Genomic DNA, 19,882 nt, shown 5'->3' with positions numbered 1-19,882 from the left:
GGGCGTGTTCTCGCCCGCCGCCGCCCGCGACCGGCGGAATGTGACATCGCCTACATCAGCCTGGCGCCTTGTCGGTCCAGCCGGCCTTCACCGTGCTGGTGCCGGCGACATCTCCGATTGGTATGCCTGGATAGAGCATGTTGTTGGGTCCGGTGACCACATCTTCTGCGGCTAGGGCTCGTCCCGTCTTGACGTCGATGATGAGCCGGGCCTGCGAGTGCACCTCCTTCTTACCGTCCGGCGTGCGATGGTTCCAGGCGATGGCTGTTCCTGCCCTCCCGTCGGCGTCGTGCACCTTGCCGATCAGTTCGACGCCGGGGATGTCAGCGAGCATGCGGAGGACTGCAGCCCGCCCCGCCGGTGTGATCGGAGACTCGAGGATCATCTTGCTGGCCGCCCCAAAGAGCCATTCGTTGATCTGTGCATCATTCAGAACCGGTGACGGCACAGGCGCGAGTGTCGCGTCAGGAAGTCCCTGCGGGGTGACCCCGACCTGAGGAGCCGGCTGCGTCGGGCTGTTCGGGAGCGAGAGGAACCAGTCCCGGAGCCGATCAGGGTCGGCGGGGAGCTCCTGCAACTGGCGCAGGCTGGGCTCTCTCACACCGGGAATCGACAGAGCGTTCACCCCCCGACTCACGACGGGTTTGCTCGGACTTGTCGTGAATCGCTTCCCTCCGACGGTCTCGAAAGTGTGGGGTGAGCCCGCACGCCGCCATGCCGCCTTGTCCGCCGAGGTCGCCGGACGGGCGCCCATGTACTGCACCCGCTGGACGGAGGCTTTGGATCGGTCGGCGGCCTACCACGTGGAGAACCTGGCGGTTTCGACGATCATGTATCCGCCGGGCTTCACTTTTTGGAACCAGCGGGCACGCGTCTCAACATGCCAGTACTTCCCGACCTTCGTGGGCTGATGATCGGCTTGTAATGCCGCGTTGAGCAGTACCGTCCGGGCAGGTGAGTCGGCCGGTCCGGCGACAGGCGGTCCAGGAGACGTCCGGGGCACCGCCACAGCGACGGCGACGGCTGTTGCTGCGGCCAAGCCGAGGCCGGGGACTGCCCAGCGCAACCGCGACTTGCGGCGGCGTGATCCGGTCGCGAGGAGACGAGACCGGGCGACTACCCCGGCGTCCGGCGCCGGCGGTTCCTCGAAGAGCTCCCGGACTGTCTGCAACTCATCCATCGGTAGGCCCTTCCTGGCCGAGCATGGGGTCGACCCCGCCCAACGCCTCTCGCAGTTTGGTCCGCGACCTGCTGAACCGTGAGCAGACGGTTCCGTACGGCACGTCCAGCGCCTGCGCCACCTCTTCGTAGGTGAGGTCGGCCAGGACCACGAGCAGCAGAACGTCGCGCTGGTCGGCGGACAGGCCCGCGACCGCCTTCGCTAGCCGTCGCTTCATCGCTTCCGCGCTGACCTGTGCCGCGACCCGGTCGGCGAGTTCGTCGGTGAAGCCTTCACCGCCCAGGCGCTCCAGCTCAACGAGCCGTGCCACGACCTCCACAGCGCCTCGTACATCCCGCCCGCCGCGACCAGCTCGTCATGGGCTCCGACCTCCACCACCCGGCCGTTGTCCATGACCTGGCCGTACGAGGGTCGAGCATGGGGGTGGGCTCGTCGAGGATGACGGTGTGCGGGTCGGCCAGGATGACCCTGGCCAGGGCGAGCTGCTGGACCCAGTCGGCGCCTTGCCCAGGCGGTCGTCGCCGGCCGTCGGATCTGCCAGCAGCAGGTTGTCGCGGACGGTCCGAAGAACAGGTGCTGTTCCTGGGTGACCAGGACGACGTGCTCGCGGAGTCGGGCGGGGGAGAGGTCGACGACGGGCACCGAGCCGACGGTGACCGTGCCCAGGCGGGGGCGGTCGATGCCGGCCGGCAGCTTGCCCAGGGTGGACTTGCCGGCTCCCGAGAGGCCGACGACGGCCAGGCGCTCGCCGGGCTTCATTCCTGAGCGTAGGCCTGCGGCTTCAGGCGCCCGCCGGTCCGCTGTAGTCGGTGGCGGCATAAACCTGCAGGAGCCTCTCGACTCCGCGCAGGAAGGTCTCGCAGATCAGCACTGGGTCGAACAGGCAGCCGGCGGCCATGGCGCCGTCGCGCATCATCACGAAGTGGCGGGCGGCAGGCTCGGCGCCGGTCTCCTGGATCTTGGCCAGCAGTTCCGTGACGGTTTCCAGGAACCATTGGCGGTGGGCGAGCACGGCCTTGCGCACCGGGGACTCGGGGTCGGGATACTCGGCGGCAGCGTTAAGGAAGGCACATCCCCGGAAGCCGGGGGACTGGATGCCCTGGGCGATGGACTTACTGAGGGCCTGGATGGTGCCGGCGGCCGGTAGTCCGGCGGCGACGGCCTTGTCCGCCTGACCCCGCATAGCTCGGTCGACCTCGTTCAGATAGGCGAGGACAAGGTCTTCCTTGCCGGGGAAGTGCCGGTAGAGGGTGGCCCGCGTCACCTGCGCTTCGGCGACGATGCGATCGATGCCGACGGCGTGGATGCCCTCCGCGTAGAAGAGCCGGGTGGCCGTGTTGAGCAGCCGGGACCGCGCTTCGGACGGCCGGCCTTCGGATTGGCTGGACATGCCACCATCCTAGCGGATAGAACGTTCGGTCTTGACAGTCTGCGCGGCAGGTTGCCATGCTGAGCCGCGACAGAACGTTCGGTCTAGGGGGGAGATCCAGCAGCGGCTCGTCGTATTCACGTACGCACCAGTGGCTTCCGCGCGACCAGGGGCGTCGCGCAGCGCCATCCGCCGGGAGCGCCTCCACCGGCACGAGCGAGGCGGCGGCCTGGCAGACCATCCCGTCCTGGTGCCTGGTCGGCAGGCAGGACCAGGCGATCGCTGGTCGCCCACCTGATCGAGAAGGGCGACCACGGCCGCGCTGAACCGCTCTCCTCGTCACTCATCCACCGAAAGGATCACCATGAGCACTATCGCTGCTTCGCCCGGCATTTCCAGAACCGCGTCCGCACTGCGGCGGCTGTACTTCGTCCGGTTCGCTTTCGCCATCGTCTGGGCCCTCGTGATGTTCACGACCGCCTCGAACCTGGGTCCGCTCGCGGTCACTCTGCTCGTGCTCTACCCGCTGTTCGACGTGGGCGCCGCCATCATCGACGCCCGCGCGTCGCGCACCACCGGATCACCTGCCCTGCTGTACGTGAACATCGCGGTCAGTCTGATCACCGCCATCGGCGTGGCCGTCGCCTGCGCGTCCGGTATCCCGGCGGTGCTGCGGGTGTGGGGCGCTTGGGCGATCGTGGCCGGGCTGGTCCAGCTGATCGTGGGTGTCACTCGCCGCAAGATGGGCGGCCAGTGGCCGATGATCATCAGCGGCGGCATCTCCGTACTCGCCGGTGCGTCGTTCATCGTTGGCGCCTCCGCCGACAGCCCGACGCTGATCAACGCGGCCGGATACGCCATCCCCGGCGGCATCTTCTTCCTCATCTCGGCCTTCCGTCTCGGCCGCGCCGCGAAGGGAAACTGACCTGGACGGCAACACTTACGACGTCGTCGTCCTCGGGACCGGCGGCTGTTCAGGCGGCCATGATCTGTTGCTCGTACTCGGCTGGTCCTAGTCCGTCGGCAGCGCTGTGCCGGCGGCGGGTGTTGTCGAAGTCGGAGATATGGGCGGAGGTGGCGTAGCCGAGCATCCGGCGGGAGGACAAGTCCTCCAGGCCTGCGAGACACCCAATACTCGGCAGGTCAGTGCGTGGGGATCGCCATGGGCGGTCTTCTGGGAAGCGATGAAGGCCGCCACGCTCACCGGCCCGTTGCTTCGGCCAGCTCGGCGCGCACCAGCCGCATGTCGGCCACCCGCGCGTACAGCGCCCACACCGGTCCCGGCCGGGGACCACTCACTGTCGTTGTCCGCGGTCACCGGCTGCGTGCGGTCGAGTGCTCGCATGCCGTCGGCGGCGGTCTCGAGCGCGTCGACGGTCTGCCCCAGGTCGTTGTCGTCGACATCGATCAGCCTGAACAGGTCACGCACCAGGGGGAAGTCAGCTTGCCGACGTGGTGTAGTCGAGCTCGAACAGGGAGCGGTTCTCGTTGATGAACTCCTCGACCGTCACCAGCGGCTGGCCGTTGATGCTCGGGGCCGCGTCGCTGACGCCTGCCAGGCGCCCCTCCTGCTGGTCGATGGTGACCGCCTCGAAGTGCTTGAGCTTGGCGGTGTCGTTCCCCAGACCGATCAACTCAAGGAACGTGGTCACGGTGACCTGCTCGAAGGGAAGGTCCTTGCCCAGCACGCGGCTCACCTCGGCCGCGAGCTCCTGGTGGCTGTACTCCACCGGGCCCGTGAGCGTGTAGATCTGGCCGCCGTGCTTCTCGGGCGAGGCGAAGACGTTGGCGGCGGTCAGTGCGATGTCACGGCCGGCGATCGGAGCGAAGCGGCTGTCCCCATTGAAGGGCATCACGTAGCGGCCATAGCGGATGAGCCCGGAGATGTAGAGGAGCCACTGCATGAAGAACGTGATCCGCAGGTGAGTGGTCGGGACGCCGGACCAGTCGAAGACCTGCTCGGACAGCCAGTGGTTCTGGGTGGCCTTGCTGCGCGCGTAGGGGCGCGACTGAATCTGCGACATGTTCACGATGAGCTCGAGATTCTGCTCCTTTGCGGCTTGCGCGAACATGACGGCCGCCTCCACCAGGCCGTCCCCCACCGGGTAGTTGAAGTAGGCACGCTGGACCCCCTCCAAGGCCGCACGCACGTCGCGGAAGTTGAGGAGGTCACCGAAGACGACCTCGGCGCCCGCCTCGCGCAGTTCCTGTGCCCGTGCATCGTCACTGCGCACCATGGCGCGGACGTTGAAGCCGTCCTTGAGCAGGTAGTCGACCATCGGCCGGCCGGTGGTGCCGTTGGCGGTGGTGATCAGAATCATGGTCATTTCGTCTCTTCTTCCACTTTGCGGAGCGCCGCGCACTTTGCGGAGCGCCGCGGGTGTGCCGAGTCAGCAAGATCGCTCGCAGGCCCAGCGCCAGGCCGGGCTGCAGAGGGGATCGCGGCCGGGGCTGCGCCGCCCTGGAACCAGTAAGGGCGACGGGCCCACGAGCGGCCGTCCGCCACCTCTCCGGCATCAGCTATGTCAGGGCGGCAGAACCTGGGATCGCATTTAGATTATGACTGACATCTAAGAAGGTCGAGCTCGTCACGCTGCGTGAAGCCTGGCATACCCACAGAAAGCGGACCTTCGGATGGAAGTGCGGTCCGCTACGATAGATATCGTTGAACCTCTAAGTGGAGAGGGGATGTCCCCCAGTGAGCCGTGTGTCCCAAGCCCAGGCCCTGGAGAACCGGGCCAGCGCCGTCGCGGAGGCTGCGCGCCTGTTCCGCGAGCGCGGCGTGCAGGGAGTCACCGTCGCCGATGTCATGAAGGCCATCGGACTGACACCTGGCGGGTTCTACAAGCAGTTCGGCTCCAAGGAAGCGCTCGTGGCCGAAGCAACCATTCGCGCGTTCGAGGAACGCGGCGCATACCTGGCGGGCCTGAGCGAGGCCCACCCCGACGCCACGACGGCACGCAAGGCACTCCTGGACGAGTACCTCTCGCCCGACCACAGGGACGAACCCGGGACCGGCTGCGCCGCCGCGGGCCTTGCCAGCGATATCGCAAAGACAGATGACGACGACACAGGCCGCCGTGAGACCTACGCCGCCGGCGTGCGAGAGTTCGCCGACTGGCTGTCGGACACCGACCGCGAGGACGGCCTGGCCGCGACCGCCACCCTCGTCGGAGCCATTCTCCTGGCCCGTGCCACCGCGGGCACGGACCTGTCCGAGGACATCCTCGCTGCCGCCCGCCACTCACTGGAGGCGCAGCTTTCCTGAGACGGCCGCCGACGCCGACGATGAACGTGATCGCCCCCCGCGGCGTGGGCTGCTTCTGCGAGTCCCGGAAGGTCCGTGGATACCTGGTCGACGCCGAGCTCGGTCATCACTGGACGCCAACTCTCATGGCACGCCCTTTTGTATTGGCTTGACCTGCGATTTCTTACTATGGCCGGCATGTCGAGCACTCTCGGCGACTTCCTTCGCGCTCGGCGTCAGGCCATGCCTCCCAACAAGGTGGGCTTGCCGTTGGGTGACGACCGCCGCCGGACGCCGGGGCTGCGCCGGGACGAGGTGGCCCTGCTGGCCGATGTCAGCGTCGATTACTACACAAGGTTGGAGCAGGGCAGAGAACGCCGTCCGTCGGATCGGGTGCTCGAGGCCCTGGCTCGGGTGTTCCACCTTGACGCCGAAGCCACCGAGCATCTACACCAGCTCGCCCGACCCCGGGTACGTAGCCGCGGCGCCGAAGACGGGGGTGACCAGGTCAATGCGCATGTACTACGGCTCATGGACAGGTGGAACCACGTGCCGGCGTGCGTGTGCAACCGTCGAACAGATGTGCTGGTCCACAACACGTTGTCTGCCGCTCTCGTCGAAGGGTTGGAGCACACCGACAACTTTCTGCGCATGATTTTCCTCAGCTCGGCGGCCAGTGGATTGTTGTGGGTGGACTGGGAACGGGAGGCCTGTTCCATGGTTGCCCACCTACGCGCCGCCCTCGGGGTGGACCATGAGGATCCGTTCCTGCTCCAGCTGGTCGAGGAGCTCTTGACGGAAAGCGAGGACTTTCGACGGATGTGGGCTCGCCACGACGTAGGCCTCATCCGCTCCGACATCGTTCGCCTGCGTCATCCCCTTGTCGGCGAGCTGGACCTGTGGCATGAGTCGTTCTCCGTAGATAGCGCCCCCGGCCAGCGCCTTTTCACACTCCAGGCGGAGCCCGGGAGTCCCTCCGAGGAGGCCCTGACCAAGCTGAGTGCAATGAGTCCCCGTATTCACTAGTCAACTAAGTCATCCGGACGCCGGTTCGTGCTGAACTCAGCCCGCATCGACGACACCGAGTGGTTTGAACTCAGCGACGACCCCATGGCATTCGTCAACGTGGTAGCCCACGCCGACGTGCACATCCTGTGCGTTGTGGGCGTTCACGATCCTGCCCCGCAGAAGTGTCGCCACGGCTCCGGCGATCTCACCGAACGTGGGGGCGTGACGGATGTCAGCCGCGGTGATGCCGTGGATGTGCCGAGGGCCTAGATCACGTTCAGGATTAACCAGGGTGGTCCACTCGCCCGTAATCTCGCCCGCGGGGTCGAGGTGGACGATCCCCACCTCGACCATTCGATGCCAGGAGGGCCGGAGGCCGGTCGTTTCCACGTCGATGACTGCGTAACCGAGTGCGTCGCTCGTCCTGAGCATGGGCGTTCCTCCTGCTGTCGCCGAGGAAAAGATCCCAGGCCGAACTGGGAGAAGCGGCGCAACCAGGCAGTGCAATCGGCTCGTTATTCGGCGGCCGTAGCGATTGATGGAACGCTCCTAGCGATTCCGGGAGCGCCGTCGACCATCCGTGCAGCCCACCGGAACACGACAGAACCAGGGCTCCGGCCAGTGTCCTCCCTGGGGTCCCCGGGCGGCCTGTCCCAGGAGAGTTGATTTCGAATTCCCGAGCCCTCCGCCGTGACGGACGCCCTGCTCATCGCGTATCCGCTGATCGACGCGCGCAGTTCACCGTCGCCGACCGCGCTCGCCTGAGACGGACCGAAGATGAGGAGTACCGAGTTGATGAAACATCCGCCCATCAGCGCAGCTCTTGCAGAGCGGCATGTCCCCCCGACCACCACGGCGTACGTCGCCGGAGGGTGCGAGGGCAAGGTCAGTCGTGTGCGAGACCGGAAGGCTTCCCAGACCCCGCCGTCCACCGCGGCAGGGCGCCGCGGCTGCTGGAAACACGACTGTGAGTGAGCCGGAGAGCGGCCCGCCGATCGCGCGCCGGGTGATGCTCTCGATGCTGGGCCTGGGCGCCGCCGGTATCGTCACCGCACCTTTCGTACAGAACGGCTGGGAGCGGGTCCTCGGGGCCGTCTCCCAGCACGACCCCACCGGGCTCAGCGGACTGCTGCCCAACCCGGGCGGCTTTCGCTACTACAGCGTCGCGGCCTCGGTGCCCAGGAAGACCGCGGCCGACTACCAGCTGGAGATCGGCGGTCTGGTCGAGCGGCCCGGGACGTACACGCTGGGCGAGCTGCGCGCGCTGCCCCAGACCCGAATCGTCGGCGAGGCGAGGTGCACCGACGGCTGGCGGGTGCCGGACGTCCCCTTCGCCGGAGTCCTGCTCTCGGACCTGCTCGACGCGGCCGGGGTGCGCGCCAAGGGCAAGGCGGTCCGCTTCACATGCTTCGACGGTGTCTACACCGAGAGTCTCACACTCGAGCAGGCCCGCCGGGCCGACGTACTGATCGCCCTGGACATGCTGGACGAGCCGCTCACCCACGAGCACGGCGGTCCCGTACGGCTCTACGTGGCCCCGATGTACTTCTACAAGTCCGCCAAATGGCTGTCCGGCATCTCCGTCACCGACAAGGTCATCCCGGGTTATTGGGAGGAGTACGGTTATGACGTCGACGGCTGGCTCGACCAGGAGGCCTGAGCCGTTGCTCAGGCGGTTCAGCCGTGGCGAGCGCCTGGTCCACCGCTCCACCGCCGCTCTTATGCTGCTGTGCACGGGGACGGCAGCCTGCCTGTACTTCCCGCCGCTGGCTCAGCTGTTCGGCCGTCGCCATCTGATGGTCGTCGTCCACGAGTGGTCAGGGCTCCTGCTGCCCGCGCCGGTCCTCCTCGGTCTCGCCTCGCGCGCGTTCCGCGCCGACCTGCGCAGGCTCAACCGGCTGGCGCCGTACGACGGGCAGTGGCTGCGCGCGGTACGCAGGGGCACGCCGGGACCGCGCCCGGCCGGCAAGTTCAACGCTGGGCAGAAGATCTACGCAGGCTGGATCGCCGGAGCAGTACCGCTCATGACGTTCACCGGTTTGCTGATGTGGTTTACCAGGGCTCTGCCGGCGATCTCCCGCGCGAGCGCGATCTTCGTGCACGACGTGACGGCGCTGGCCATCGCCGTTGTCGTCTTCGCGCACATCCGGCTGGCGTACCGGGACCCCGAGGCGAGGCGGGGGATGCGCACGGGCTCGGTGACGACCGCGTGGGCCAGAAAGAACCATTCCCAATGGGCCGAAGAGCCAGGTCAACGACGAACCGGCTCGTCATAGTGCGCGCCGCGGTGCAGCCAAGGCGCGGTTCCTTCGCACACGGAAGTTCGATGAAATGAACAGGCGTACGTTCTCCAAATTGGTGGTCGGCGGAGCCGCAGCGACGGCTCTCCCTGCAGCGGTTCTCCCCACAGGTTCCCCCGCGACGCCCGCCTCGGCGCCCACGCTCAGGAACGTCGAGGCCGGCGTCCTGAACGTCGGCTACGCCGAGTCCGGCCCACCACACGGGCCCGTGGTTCCCGCAGGAGGCTCCGGAGGCGTTCGCCAGGGCGGTCCTCGACGTGCACTGCTTCTGAAAGGCCTGCGAAAGCAGCATTCTCAACCGTAGTGGGAGGCACGATCGAGCGCCCCAAGGACGGCGAGACCGTCAAGACGTTCACCGAGGAGGCGATCTGGGAGCTATTTGGCCACACCCGTAGCGAGACGCTCAGGCGACGGTTCCCGCTGGCTGACGCAACTCTGGGTTCAGGGATCAGACCTAGGCCGTTTCTTCGACGTGTGGATGTTGGCCATCGAGGGTCCGGCCCGGCATGGCTACGCCTGCCCTTCGAGGAGATGTCCACTAAGGGGTTCGTTGCGATACGGCATGGCGCGCCTGGCGTGCGGGCATTGCCCGTTGCGGCGGCAGCGCGGCTGGACCATCCGGCGCGCGATGCCGGCGGGCGTCGGCGATACTGTCGGCGTGGAGTACGTGTCCAGAGTGCCGCGACCACCGCTGGACGGGCTGATCGACGACCTTTACTACCTGGAGGGTGCGCCGCCGTACGCCCGGCTGATGCTGCCGCCGATGCCGTCGGCGTTGCTCATCGTCAACCTCGGGGCGCCGTTCCGCATCCGCGCCGGCACCGACATCGAGACGGCCGAGTACGCCGACGGCTGCGTGGTCACCATGCCCACCCGCGCGTTGGAGTTCGGCTACCCACTCCGGACCCGGTCCGTCGGCGTGCACGTCAAGCCGTGGGGGCTGGCGCCGTTCCTGCCGATGCCCGCGGCCGAGCTGTGTGACCGGCCGGTGACGGTAGAGCAGGTTTGGGGCCGGCCCGCCATTGCTGAGCTGCGAGACCGGCTGGCCACGGCGGACGGACCGCACGAGATGCTGACGCTGCTCGAGGAGGAGCTGATGCGACGGCTGTGCGAGACCGCCGGTCTGGGGCTGGTCCGCCATATGAGCAGCGTCATCGCGGCGACCAGCGGGGCGGTGGCGATCGGCGACCTGAGCGTGGCAGCCGGTGTCAGCAGCACTCATCTGGCACAGCGGTTCAAGGAGCTCATCGGCGTCACGCCGAAGCGGCTGGCCCGCACCTACCGCTTCGCCGCCACCGTGTTCGCGATCAACCCCGCCGGACCGATCGACTGGGGCGACCTCGCCGGTGGCGCAGGCTACTTCGACCAGGCGCACTTCGGCCACGAGTTCCGGGCGTTCACCGGGCTCACGCCGACCCGGTACGTCGAAGTCCGGCGGCGGTTCCTGCGCGAACATCCCGGCCACGTGATGGACGGCTGGCCGCTGCCGGCCGATTGATTTCTTACAAGAGCGACAGCTCACGACACGCTAATTTGGGGGCACCCCAATGCAGAGGAGAGCCCCGTGGGCAAGGTGGTCATGTACAGCTCGGTGTCGGTGGACGGCTTCGTCGCGGACGAGAATGACCAGCCCGGACCGCTGTTCGACTGGTTGTCCAGCGGTGACGTCCCGTTGGACGAGAGCGGCGAGCTGAAGGTGTCGCAGACGTCCTACGACTACACCCGACCGTACTGGGACCAGATCGGAGTCACGATCGTCGGCCGCCACGTCTTCGACATGACGGACGGCTGGGACGGGAAGCCTCCGGGCGGCATCGACCACGTGGTCGTCGTGTCGCACCGGCCGATGCCCGAGGGTTGGGACCCCGAGGCGCCGTTTCACTTCGTCGACGGCGTCGAGGCAGCCATGGCCAAGGCGCAGGAGCTCGCGGGTGACCGCACGGTCGAGGTCGCCGCTGGCGACGTCGGTGGCCAGGTGCTTGCCGCGGGCCTGATCGACGAGGTGCGCATGGACGTCGTACCCGTCGTGTTCGGGTCCGGCAAGCGCTACTTCGGGTCGGTCCACGCGCAGCACCTGTTGGAGGATCCTGACGTGGTGATTCAGGGCAACCGGGTGCTTCACCTGCGCTATCGGGTGCGCCGTTGACCGATCTGAGCGGGTACGCGAAGAAGTCCACTGCGAACGGTGACACAAGATCGGGCCTCCGGCTGCGTTTGCACATCGCTGTCTCTGGTCGGGCAGCCGACGCCGATCCGCCCCAGCACCTCACCGCGTTGGACCACTTCTTCACCCAGCTCGGACTCGGCCCCGCCGTCGTCCGCCGCGACGACGCCCCCAAGCTCGCGCCCCGCGCCCTGGACGCCCGCCAGCAGAAGCGCTACCTGCGCGCCGTCGAACGCCGGCCCCTCGCCCGCGACCGGCTGCTGTTCTACTCCGGCGTCCGGATCGCCGAGCTCGTCGCTCTGGACGACGACGACGTCCCGCTCTCGGCGCGCAAAGGCAAGCTCATCGTCCGCTCCGGCAAGGGCGAGACCTCCCGCGAGATCCCGCTCCTGGACGGCACCGCGCGGATCTCCATCACCGAGTGGCGCACCGACTGCGCCTCCTGGCCCGGCGCCGACACCCCGGCGCTGTTCCTCAATCGCCGCGGCGGGCGTCTGTCGACCCGGGCGGTCGACCAGCTCATGGACGAACTCGCCACTGACGCCGACATCCTCGACGACGTGGGCGCCCTCGCCCTTTCCGCCCACATCCTGCGGCACACCTTGGCGACCAACCTCCTGCGCGCGGGCGTCGACATCGTCGTCGTCGCCGAACTCCTCGGCCACACCCGCCTCGACACCACCCGCCGCTACACCCTGCCTACCCACGCCGACCTCGAAGACGCCGTCAGCCATCTCCCCACCGATCAGTAGGGCCACCGCTGAACTGGGCGAACTCAATCGCGTGTACCTGGCCGCACGAGTCGACACCCCGCGCTGTACGAGACCAACGTGTTCGGTCCGCTCGCCGTGGCGCAGGCGTTCGCGCCGGTCCTCGCGGCCAACGGCGGTGGCGCGCTGGTCGACATCCACTCCGGGCTGAGCTGGCTGGCCACGCCCTCGGCCTACCCCTCGACCAAGTCCGCGTTCTGGTCCCTGACCAACGGTCTGCGGCTCGAACTCGCCGCGCAGAACATCCAGGTCGTCGGCGCGCACCTCGCCTTCACGGACACCCCGCTCATCGCGGAGCTCGACGTGCCCAAGGCCGACCCGCGCGACATGGTCGCCGTCATCTACGACGGCCTCGAAGCCGGCGACCTCGAAGTGATATGCGACGACATCAGCCGCGACGTCAAGCAGAAGCTGTCCGGTCCGCTCGAAGCGCTCTACCCGCAGCTCGCCGACAACTAGTACGCGACGGGCCGTCTGTCCCGGCCGGCGTTCCGCAAGGTGGGCTGGGCGGCGGCTGTCGCCGCGATCCTGGAGCGCCCCGACGGGGGGCTTACGACCTGCTTCAGGCCGGCTGGGGGATGGCGAACAGGCGCAGGAAGGTGTTCAACAGTTCGCGGCGCCCGGACAGTTCGACCAACCCGCACTTGGCCGCCCGCATGAGCGCCCAGTAGGAGGGGAGCCCGTCCGGCTGGAAGGCGATCGCAAGATCGGGCTCGCCTGGAGCCGGGCCTACGCCGGCTTCGAGCTTCCCGTCGGTGACCATGAGGTGCACCACCAGGTCGGGGGCGCGGACCTCCCAGGTCGCGGTCACCCCGGCCGCGGCTTCGGCGTCGAAGACTCCCCGCAGGTTCATGATCAGCGACTCGGGCGTGACGATCTCGCCCGGCCGCGGCTCGCCCGTGTGCACGGCTCCCCAGCGCCCGAGGGCGAAGATGGCCGGTTCGAGTTCGCGGCCGACGGAGGTCAGCGTGTAGAGGACGCCGCGCTGCGGCGCCGGCGCGACGCGGCGTTCGACGATGCCCGACTGCTCGAGCTCCTTGAGCCGGGTGGAGAGCACGTTGGTGGGAATGCCCGGCAGCCCGTCGAGCAGGTCGGTGTAGCGGTGCGGCCGCACCGCGAGATCGCGCACGATCAGCAGCGCCCATCGTTCGCCCACGAGCTCCAACGCCCGGGCCAGGCCACAGTACTGCCCGTAATCACGACGCTTCATGCTTCAACCATAGCAAACTCTTTAACTTACAGTTCGATTCGTCTTGTGAAGTTGACTTGCAAAAACGAAGTAGCGAGCCTAGGGTCACTGACATGCCCGAACGGACCTGGGCGACCGTCCGGGTCGAGGAGTTGCGACGGGCGGTCACGCACGGCCCGCGCGTGGTCCCCGTAGCTCGCCGCACCCACGGCGGGCCCGGACGTTTTCGCCGTCACCTCGAACCCGTGATCGGCGGGCTGCTCGTCACGCGAGCCGGCGCCGGGAGACTCCCGGTGCACCCTGCCGGTCGGGATCGCGGCCGCTCGGCTCGTGCCGTACGTCACGAAGATCCCCGATCCGTTCGGCACGGGGCTGCTGACTCCACCCAGTCCACCACCGCATCGTGAATCGACCAGCGGAGAACAACATGTCCTCATCAGCGACAAGCAAGACCGTCCTCGTCTCGGGAGCGACCGGTGACACCGGGCGAGCGACCGTCCGGGAGTCCATCGCCCTCGGCCTCAACGTCAGGGCCATGGTGCGCAGCATCGACGCACGTTCCCAGGCCCTCGCCGACCAGGGAGCCGAGGTCGTCGTCGGAGACTTCCTGGACCCCAACACCCTCCGGCCGGCCATGGAAGGCGTGGACGCGGCATATCTGTGCTATCCGGTCGCGCCGGGGCTCATCCACGCGACCGTCAACTTCACCCAGGCCGCGAAGGAGACGGGCGTCAAGGCGGTCCTCAACTGCTCCCAGCGGTCCGCGAACCGCGAGTCCACCAGCCCCTCGTGCCGCGACACCTACATCGCCGAAAAGGTGCTCAACTGGTCCGGGCTGAACGTCGTCCATCTCCGCCCGACCCTCTTCCTCGAGTGGTTGCAGTACCCCTGGATGCTGCCGAAGCTGCGGGAGGGCGTCCTGTACATGCCGGTGGGCGAGGGCACCAGTTCCCCCGTCGCCGCCGAGGACCAGGGGCGCGCCATCGCCGCGCTGCTGCTGCACCCCGAAGAGCACATCGGCACCACCATCCCGCTCTCCGGCCCGGTCGAGATGGGCCACGAGCAGATGGCGGCTGAACTCACCGAGGCCCTGGGCAGGAAGATCGTCTTTGAGAACCCGCCCATGGCGGAGTATGCCGCGCACCTCGAGGCGGCCGGCGTGCCCCCCTACGGCGTCGCGCACATCACCGGCGCGATGCTCGACTACCAGAACGGCCGCATGTCGGGCGCCGACGACAACATCGAGAAACTCACCGACCGCCGGTCGATGACGGTCGGCGAGTACGCCCGCGCGCACGCCGACCTCCTCAACGGCCGCAGAGACTGACCTAGGTGGTGCTGTGACCAATCCAGACACGGTTGGGTTGCTTTCCGGCCCCGAAGGCCGGCGAGCGCGAAACCCCTCCTCGCGCCGGCCGTACCTGCCGCGCACCGTCGGCTTCGCCGGCATCTCGGCGGCGATGGTGGCGATCCTCGTCGCGGCCGGCGCCCCGACGCCGCTCCTCCCGATCTACCAGCGGAACTGGGGCCTGGCGCCGTGGGAGCTGACCCTCGCGTTCGGCGTCTACGCGATCGCGCTCCTGATCGCGATCCTCGTGATCGGATCGCTGTCCGACCACGTCGGCCGGCGCCCGCTCATGATCGCGGCGCTCGCGGTCGAGCTGGCGGCGATGCTGGTGTTCCTGTTCGCGCCCTCGATCGGCTGGCTCATCGCCGCCCGCATCGTCCAGGGAGTCGCCACCGGGGCGGCCTCCAGCTCGCTCAGCGCCGCGGTCGTGGAACTCGCTCCCGAGCGGCACAAGAAGCTCGGGGCCCTGATGACCAGCATGGCGCCCCTGGCGGGCCTGGGCATCGGAGCGCTCTTCGCGGGCCTGCTCGCCCAGTTCGTCTCCGACCCCGCGTTCACGGTCTGGCTGGTTCTCGTCGTGGTCATGGCCGCCGGAACCGTCTTCACCGTGTTCACTCCGGAGACGTCGTCCCGCAAGCCGGGCGCGCTGGCGTCGCTGGTCCCGCGCGTCTCGGTGCCACCCCAGGTGCGCGCTTTCTTCGCATCGACCATGCCCGTCGTGATCAGCGCGTTCATGACGATGGCGCTGTTCCTGGGCCTGGTCCCCATCGTGATGGGCGCCGTGTTCGGGGCCGGAACCCCACTCGTCGGTGCGTTGGTCGCGTTCGTCACCTTCGGCGTCGGGACCGTGGTGTCGGCGGTCACGACCGGCGTGCGGCCTCACCACTTGAGGCTTCTCGGGGCCAGTGCGACAACCCTCGGCGCGCTCGAGTTCATCGTGAGCGTCCGCGCTGAAGCACTGCCCTTCCTGTGGGCCGCCGCCGTGTTGGGCGGCGCGGGGCTCGGTGCGTCGTTCTCGGGGATCACCCGGGGACTCGTGCCCGAGGTGGAGGCTCACGAGCGCGCGGGGTTGTTCACCGCCATCTACCTCGTGGGCTATCTCGCCATGGGCGTCCCCGCGATCATCGCCGGCCAGTTCGCCGGGGCCGTCGGCGTGACGTCCATGGCGACCGGCTTCGGGATCGTCATCGCGGTCGTGGCCATGGTCGGCGTGGTCGTCACCGGCACGCGCACTGCACGGCGCCGGAAGGCCCATGCGGCCTAGCGCCGGCCTTCTCACCGCAAGAGATCACTCCTGAGTGAAGGGAACAAGAACATGACATCGCTGAACAACGCGACCGTCCTCGTCACGGGCGCCAACGGCGGGCTCGGTACCGCACTCGTCCAGGCCGCCCTCGAGCGAGGCGCCGCCCGTGTCTACGCCGCCGCGCGAAACCCGAAGGACTGGGACGACACGCGCGTCGTGCCGCTGCGCCTTGACCTGACCGACCCCGCCTCGATCGACCGGGCCGCGGGCGAGGCCGGCGACACCACCGTCCTGGTGAACAACGCGGCCATCTTCCCCCGAGGCGACCTGTTGAGCGCCCCGATCGAGGAGATCACGGCGACCATCGCGACGAACCTGGTCGGACCGATCCGCCTCACCCGTGCCCTCGCACCCGCCCTCCGGTCGGCCAAGGGCGCGCTGGTCAACGTGGGTTCCGTGCTCAGCTGGTTCGCGATCGGCAAGGCCCACAGCGTCTCCAAGGCCGGCCTGTGGATGGCGACGAACGCCATCCGGCTCGAACTGGCACCGGACGGAGTGCAGGTGCTCGGCGTCTACTTCGGCCCGACCGACACACCGATGCAAGCGGACAACCCCTCGCCCGACAAGCACAAGCCGTCCGACGTCGTCGCGTCGATATTCGACGCGCTGGAGGCGGACGAGCACGAGGTGCTCGTCGACGACATGACCAAGGGCGTGCACGCCGCGCTCTCCCAGCCCGTCACCGCCCTGTACCCGGCTCTCGCATCGCGATAGCTCGGCGGCAGCCCGGTGTGGTCGGTCATGCCCTCATGGCGATCACACCGGGCACGCCCCGCCGGGGTTCGTACTGCGCTGCCAACCCGACAACACCACCCCGGGCCGGCAGCTCATCTTCCTGAACATCGACTCAGTGTCCGTGTCCTAAAGGAACACACCATGAACATCCTGGAAGCCCTCATCCGCCGGAACCGAGCGTTCGCCGAGACGCGATTCGACCCGCGGCTGCGTATGCGGCCGAGCCTGAACACCACCGTCATCACCTGCCTCGACCCCCGGGTGGATCCAGCCGTCGTACTCGGCGCCCAGCAGGGCGAGATCGCCGTGCTGCGCAACCCCGGCGGACGGGTCACCCCGCGGACGATCGAGCAACTGCTCATACTTCAGGAGGTGGCGCGGGCCAACCAGCCCGACATCACGTCCGAGAGGCACATCGTCGTACTCCAGCACACCCAGTGCGGCATCGCGCTCATCCAGAACCGGGCCGACATGCTGACCTCCTACTTCGAGGTGGCCGAGGAGAACCTGCCCGCCGTCGCCGTCGGCGACCCGCGGGCCGCCGTCGCCCGCGACGTCGCCGCGCTGCGCGCCGAACCCTGCCTCGACGACATCCAGGTCTCCGGACTCGTCTACGACGTCCTCACCGGCCTTGTCGACACCGTCGTCCCACCACGAGAACCCTGAAACCGTCCGGCACATCATTCGATCAGGAGAGAGCCATCGTTTATGTGCGCGTGCACGTCCTCAAGGACTACCTGAGCGCCGAACAGAAGAAGGAGTTGGGGGACAAGCTGATCGCCGCGATCGCCGAGGCGGCCGCCTGCTCGACGCCGGAGTGACGGTTGCGTTGGCCGCCGACTGCAATCCCGGTTCCAGCTATACGACCAACATCCTGTTCTGCATCGCCCTGGCCGTGCGCGACATGTCCATGACGCCGGGTGAGGCGGTGTGGGCGACCACCATGGGTGGAGCCCGGGCGTTGCGCCGTCCCGACGTGGGGCATCTCGCGCCTGGTGCGCGCGCCGACATCGTGCTGCTGGACGCGCCGTCGTATGTGCACCTGTCCTACCGCCCTGGCGTGCCGCTCGTCGCCCAGGCCTGGAAGAACGGTGCGCGCGCCACTTCCTCGAAGCGCCACCAACAGGTCGTCTCTTAGCCAGTGCTCGATCGGGTCGCTAATTCGAGGACGAGGTCCGTCAACCGAGGTGAGGCCGGACGACGTGCCGGAGCGGTCATCGAACGGCTACGGACGGCAGGAGATGCCCTTCGAGGTGGGTCGAGGCATATCAGATGATCACTACGGCCCCTGTGGCATCTCACATCACAACAAGGACGGGCTGGACGGAATAGCTGATCCGCGTTTTCCTTGGATGATCGACATCGGAGGGAAACGGATGACACGGAAGACAACCATGACCAGGTACGCCGCTGGCCCCCCTGCCGTCGGCGTTCAGCCGGGCAGCAGGCGCACGTTGTGGTTGGTGATCGGCATTGTGCTGGCCTTCGTCCTGGGCGTGCCCGTTGGTCTGGGCATCGCTAACGCAGGGACGAGTGAGTCAGATCGAGCGGTGGCGGAGATGCAGCGGGACGAGGCCCGCCGTGAGGTCACGCAGATCACCGAACTGACCGCCATGGCACGCAAGACGAAGGAGACGGTGACTCCCGTCGTCGAAGGCTTGGCCAAGGTAGCGCCCGAAAACGGGCCCGCCGCCGTAACAGCTACTGCCGCTCAGCTGTCCGAATGGAAGAAGATCATGGAGCAGGAGCGGCAGCGCTATGAGGAGACCGTCTCGGGATCCACAGCAGTCAACGTCGCGCGCAATGCCCTGCGTAACGCGGTCAACCTGCTGAACACGGCCGTGGACACCTACATCGTGGCGGCCGGCGTGCCGGCGGATCGCCGACCGGCAGTCATCGATCTTTCGGCGCGGCAGACAGCGCTCGCGGTTTCTTCATGGTCGGTCGGCGCTGTGCAACTCGACCAACTCAATACAGATGCCGGTAACGGTCACCAGCACGTCTATCTGACCGACTCCGAGAGCACCATGATGGACGACGGCGTTCCGGAAGGCTCACAAGGCTGAACGGAGAGCCCTACACCTGTGCTCCTCCGTGCACTGACTGACCTCGTTTTCGCCTTTCGGGGAAAGCCGGAGAACCCGAGGACGGCCACGCGAAGAGCCGCGCGGGGGAGGGCGCAAAGGGGAGCACAAAGGTGGGTCCCGGCTATGTCCGCATGCGGCGTGGGGCGCGTGCGCCACCAGCGCGTTCGCCAGATGCTCGAGATGTCGAGCGCCACGAGACCGCCGGAGCATGTGCGAAGCCCTATGACCTCCACCGACGATCAGCAGGCGGCCTCGGGCCGGAAGACCAGGTGAGCTTTGTTGCTCACGGTGATCCTTGCCGTGTGCGCGGCGGCCTGCAACGCCCTCTCCTCCGTACTACAGCGCCGCGCGGCACGGACCGCCCCACAGAGCGAGGCGTTCAAGCTGTCGTTGCTTTGGGACATGATGCGCAGACCGGTCTGGCTGGGCGGCATCGGCGCCATGATCGGTGGCTTCCTCTTCCAGGCGAGCGCGCTGAACTTCGGCATGCTCTCCCTGGTACAGCCGCTCCTCATCATGGAGTTGCCGTTCACCATGCTCATCATCTGGCTCATGTTCGGGATCAAACTGAACCGTCAGCTGTGGCTGGCCATCATCTCCGTGACCCTCGGGCTGGCGCTACTGCTCGCCTCCGCCAGCCCCGGGGGAGGGCACCAGGCCCCGACCGCCCAGGACTGGGTGATCACCGCGATCGTCTGCGGGGGCATCGCTGCGTTCCTTATCGGGATGGCCAAGATCAAGAGTGGCTCGCGCCGTGCGGCGCTGCTCGGCATCGCGTCCGGTCTGGGGTTCGCCGTCACCGCCGCGCTGATGAAGGAGAGCACCCGTCTCTTCGCCACAGAAAAGGCCGCTGTACTGACCACCTGGCCGGTCTATGCCATGGTCGCCGCAGGCATATTCAGCGTTTTCGTGCTGCAAACCGCCCTGCAGAGCGGCAACCTCGTCGTCGTCCAGCCGACGCTCAACGTCACCGACCCCGTGACGAGCATCGGCCTCGGAGTCGCGCTCTTCGGCGAGAGCATTCGCCTGGGCGCCTGGGTCGTGCTCGAACTCCTCGGCGTGGGCCTGATCTTCTATGGCAGCGTCAAGCTTGCCCAGTCCCCGCACATCCGCGGACAAGACCTCATGGCCCCGAAGGAAGAGTGAGGAACGACTTGGCGGGCGCAGCGTCTAACAGTG

23 protein-coding genes and 1 pseudogene are annotated in these 19,882 nt (G+C 67.7%); 16 read left to right on the top strand and 8 right to left on the bottom strand.

The window, feature by feature from the left end:
* Nucleotides 1–55: 55 nt before the first annotated feature.
* The 4 genes from Pph01_RS40655 to Pph01_RS40640 all read right to left on the bottom strand — a co-directional run bounded on the left by Pph01_RS40655 (nucleotide 56) and on the right by Pph01_RS40640 (nucleotide 2,570).
* Nucleotides 56–625 carry a hypothetical protein gene (locus Pph01_RS40655; protein WP_204078604.1) on the bottom strand — a complete coding sequence of 190 codons (570 nt, stop codon included), beginning with the start codon at nucleotides 623–625 and terminating at the stop codon, nucleotides 56–58.
* Between the two features lie 547 nt (nucleotides 626–1,172).
* Complete coding sequence (locus Pph01_RS40650; RefSeq protein WP_239117380.1) at nucleotides 1,173–1,490, bottom strand: RNA polymerase sigma factor; 318 nt, start codon at nucleotides 1,488–1,490, stop codon at nucleotides 1,173–1,175.
* Nucleotides 1,394–1,939 (bottom strand): ATP-binding cassette domain-containing protein, encoded by a 546-nt coding sequence (locus Pph01_RS40645; protein ID WP_239117379.1) that lies wholly within the window; start codon nucleotides 1,937–1,939, stop codon nucleotides 1,394–1,396. The genes Pph01_RS40650 and Pph01_RS40645 overlap by 97 nt, the downstream gene beginning before the upstream one ends.
* 22 nt (nucleotides 1,940–1,961) lie before the next feature.
* Entirely contained in the window at nucleotides 1,962–2,570 is a 609-nt protein-coding gene (locus Pph01_RS40640) for a TetR/AcrR family transcriptional regulator (RefSeq protein WP_204078602.1), read from the bottom strand.
* Nucleotides 2,571–2,913: 343 nt separating this feature from the next.
* On the opposite strand from Pph01_RS40640, the gene Pph01_RS40635 reads away from it, so the two are divergent.
* Nucleotides 2,914–3,474, top strand: a complete 561-nt coding sequence (locus Pph01_RS40635; RefSeq protein WP_204078601.1) for a hypothetical protein — start codon at nucleotides 2,914–2,916, stop codon at nucleotides 3,472–3,474.
* A gap of 49 nt (nucleotides 3,475–3,523) precedes the next feature.
* Here the strand turns inward: Pph01_RS40635 and Pph01_RS43535 are convergent, their stop codons facing one another.
* Both Pph01_RS43535 and Pph01_RS40630 read right to left on the bottom strand, forming a co-directional pair.
* Nucleotides 3,524–3,655 carry a hypothetical protein gene (locus Pph01_RS43535; RefSeq protein ID WP_275412944.1) on the bottom strand — a complete coding sequence of 44 codons (132 nt, stop codon included), beginning with the start codon at nucleotides 3,653–3,655 and terminating at the stop codon, nucleotides 3,524–3,526.
* 333 nt (nucleotides 3,656–3,988) lie between these two features.
* Nucleotides 3,989–4,876 (bottom strand): NmrA family NAD(P)-binding protein, encoded by an 888-nt coding sequence (locus Pph01_RS40630; RefSeq protein WP_204078600.1) that lies wholly within the window; start codon nucleotides 4,874–4,876, stop codon nucleotides 3,989–3,991.
* Nucleotides 4,877–5,247: 371 nt separating this feature from the next.
* Here Pph01_RS40630 and Pph01_RS40625 point away from each other — a divergent pair, with 371 nt between their 5' ends.
* Both Pph01_RS40625 and Pph01_RS40620 read left to right on the top strand, forming a co-directional pair.
* Entirely contained in the window at nucleotides 5,248–5,817 is a 570-nt protein-coding gene (locus Pph01_RS40625; RefSeq protein WP_204078599.1) for a TetR/AcrR family transcriptional regulator, read from the top strand.
* A gap of 177 nt (nucleotides 5,818–5,994) precedes the next feature.
* Nucleotides 5,995–6,822, top strand: coding sequence for a helix-turn-helix transcriptional regulator (locus tag Pph01_RS40620; protein ID WP_204078598.1), 828 nt, complete (start codon nucleotides 5,995–5,997; stop codon nucleotides 6,820–6,822).
* Between the two features lie 36 nt (nucleotides 6,823–6,858).
* Here Pph01_RS40620 and Pph01_RS40615 read toward each other — a convergent pair whose 3' ends face one another.
* Nucleotides 6,859–7,236: an exonuclease domain-containing protein gene (locus Pph01_RS40615; RefSeq protein WP_204078597.1), complete on the bottom strand. Its 378-nt coding sequence runs from the start codon at nucleotides 7,234–7,236 to the stop codon at nucleotides 6,859–6,861.
* Nucleotides 7,237–7,771: 535 nt separating this feature from the next.
* Here Pph01_RS40615 and Pph01_RS40610 point away from each other — a divergent pair.
* The 6 genes from Pph01_RS40610 (at nucleotide 7,772) to Pph01_RS40585 (ending at nucleotide 12,497) form a co-directional block, all read left to right on the top strand.
* On the top strand, nucleotides 7,772–8,464 hold the full coding sequence (locus tag Pph01_RS40610) for a molybdopterin-dependent oxidoreductase (protein ID WP_204078596.1): 693 nt from the start codon (nucleotides 7,772–7,774) through the stop codon (nucleotides 8,462–8,464).
* Nucleotides 8,430–9,080, top strand: a complete 651-nt coding sequence (locus tag Pph01_RS40605) for a cytochrome b/b6 domain-containing protein (RefSeq protein WP_204078595.1) — start codon at nucleotides 8,430–8,432, stop codon at nucleotides 9,078–9,080. The genes Pph01_RS40610 and Pph01_RS40605 overlap by 35 nt, the downstream gene beginning before the upstream one ends.
* 682 nt (nucleotides 9,081–9,762) lie before the next feature.
* Nucleotides 9,763–10,602 carry a helix-turn-helix domain-containing protein gene (locus Pph01_RS40600; protein WP_204078594.1) on the top strand — a complete coding sequence of 280 codons (840 nt, stop codon included), beginning with the start codon at nucleotides 9,763–9,765 and terminating at the stop codon, nucleotides 10,600–10,602.
* A gap of 66 nt (nucleotides 10,603–10,668) precedes the next feature.
* A complete protein-coding gene (locus tag Pph01_RS40595) occupies nucleotides 10,669–11,250 on the top strand; it encodes a dihydrofolate reductase family protein (protein WP_204078593.1) in 582 nt (193 codons plus the stop codon).
* On the top strand, nucleotides 11,247–12,020 hold the full coding sequence (locus Pph01_RS40590) for a tyrosine-type recombinase/integrase (RefSeq protein ID WP_239117378.1): 774 nt from the start codon (nucleotides 11,247–11,249) through the stop codon (nucleotides 12,018–12,020). Before Pph01_RS40595 ends, Pph01_RS40590 begins: the two co-directional genes overlap by 4 nt.
* A gap of 63 nt (nucleotides 12,021–12,083) precedes the next feature.
* The gene (locus Pph01_RS40585; RefSeq protein ID WP_275412945.1) at nucleotides 12,084–12,497 is read left to right on the top strand and encodes an SDR family NAD(P)-dependent oxidoreductase; all 414 of its coding nucleotides are present in this window, start codon (nucleotides 12,084–12,086) and stop codon (nucleotides 12,495–12,497) included.
* 103 nt (nucleotides 12,498–12,600) lie between these two features.
* Here Pph01_RS40585 and Pph01_RS40580 read toward each other — a convergent pair whose 3' ends face one another.
* Nucleotides 12,601–13,248 (bottom strand): winged helix-turn-helix transcriptional regulator, encoded by a 648-nt coding sequence (locus Pph01_RS40580; RefSeq protein WP_204078591.1) that lies wholly within the window; start codon nucleotides 13,246–13,248, stop codon nucleotides 12,601–12,603.
* Nucleotides 13,249–13,654: 406 nt separating this feature from the next.
* Between Pph01_RS40580 and Pph01_RS40575 the strand changes: the two genes are divergently transcribed.
* From Pph01_RS40575 to Pph01_RS40545, 7 genes and pseudogenes are all read left to right on the top strand, one after another.
* A complete protein-coding gene (locus Pph01_RS40575; RefSeq protein WP_204078590.1) occupies nucleotides 13,655–14,554 on the top strand; it encodes an NmrA family NAD(P)-binding protein in 900 nt (299 codons plus the stop codon).
* 13 nt (nucleotides 14,555–14,567) lie between these two features.
* Nucleotides 14,568–15,839: an MFS transporter gene (locus tag Pph01_RS40570; protein WP_204078589.1), complete on the top strand. Its 1,272-nt coding sequence runs from the start codon at nucleotides 14,568–14,570 to the stop codon at nucleotides 15,837–15,839.
* A 51-nt stretch (nucleotides 15,840–15,890) separates the two neighbouring features.
* The gene (locus Pph01_RS40565; protein WP_204078588.1) at nucleotides 15,891–16,595 is read left to right on the top strand and encodes an SDR family oxidoreductase; all 705 of its coding nucleotides are present in this window, start codon (nucleotides 15,891–15,893) and stop codon (nucleotides 16,593–16,595) included.
* Between the two features lie 162 nt (nucleotides 16,596–16,757).
* On the top strand, nucleotides 16,758–17,282 hold the full coding sequence (locus Pph01_RS40560) for a carbonic anhydrase (RefSeq protein WP_204078587.1): 525 nt from the start codon (nucleotides 16,758–16,760) through the stop codon (nucleotides 17,280–17,282).
* Between the two features lie 133 nt (nucleotides 17,283–17,415).
* Nucleotides 17,416–17,754, top strand: a pseudogene (locus tag Pph01_RS40555) (amidohydrolase family protein); the annotation flags it as partial.
* Between the two features lie 325 nt (nucleotides 17,755–18,079).
* Nucleotides 18,080–18,682, top strand: a complete 603-nt coding sequence (locus Pph01_RS40550; RefSeq protein WP_204078585.1) for a hypothetical protein — start codon at nucleotides 18,080–18,082, stop codon at nucleotides 18,680–18,682.
* A 309-nt stretch (nucleotides 18,683–18,991) separates the two neighbouring features.
* On the top strand, nucleotides 18,992–19,849 hold the full coding sequence (locus tag Pph01_RS40545) for a DMT family transporter (RefSeq protein WP_239117381.1): 858 nt from the start codon (nucleotides 18,992–18,994) through the stop codon (nucleotides 19,847–19,849).
* Nucleotides 19,850–19,882 lie beyond the last annotated feature (33 nt).

It is taken from the genome of Planotetraspora phitsanulokensis (assembly GCF_016863295.1).
GTDB lineage: Bacteria > Actinomycetota > Actinomycetes > Streptosporangiales > Streptosporangiaceae > Planotetraspora > Planotetraspora phitsanulokensis.
This window is presented reverse-complemented; position numbering and strand designations above follow the sequence as displayed.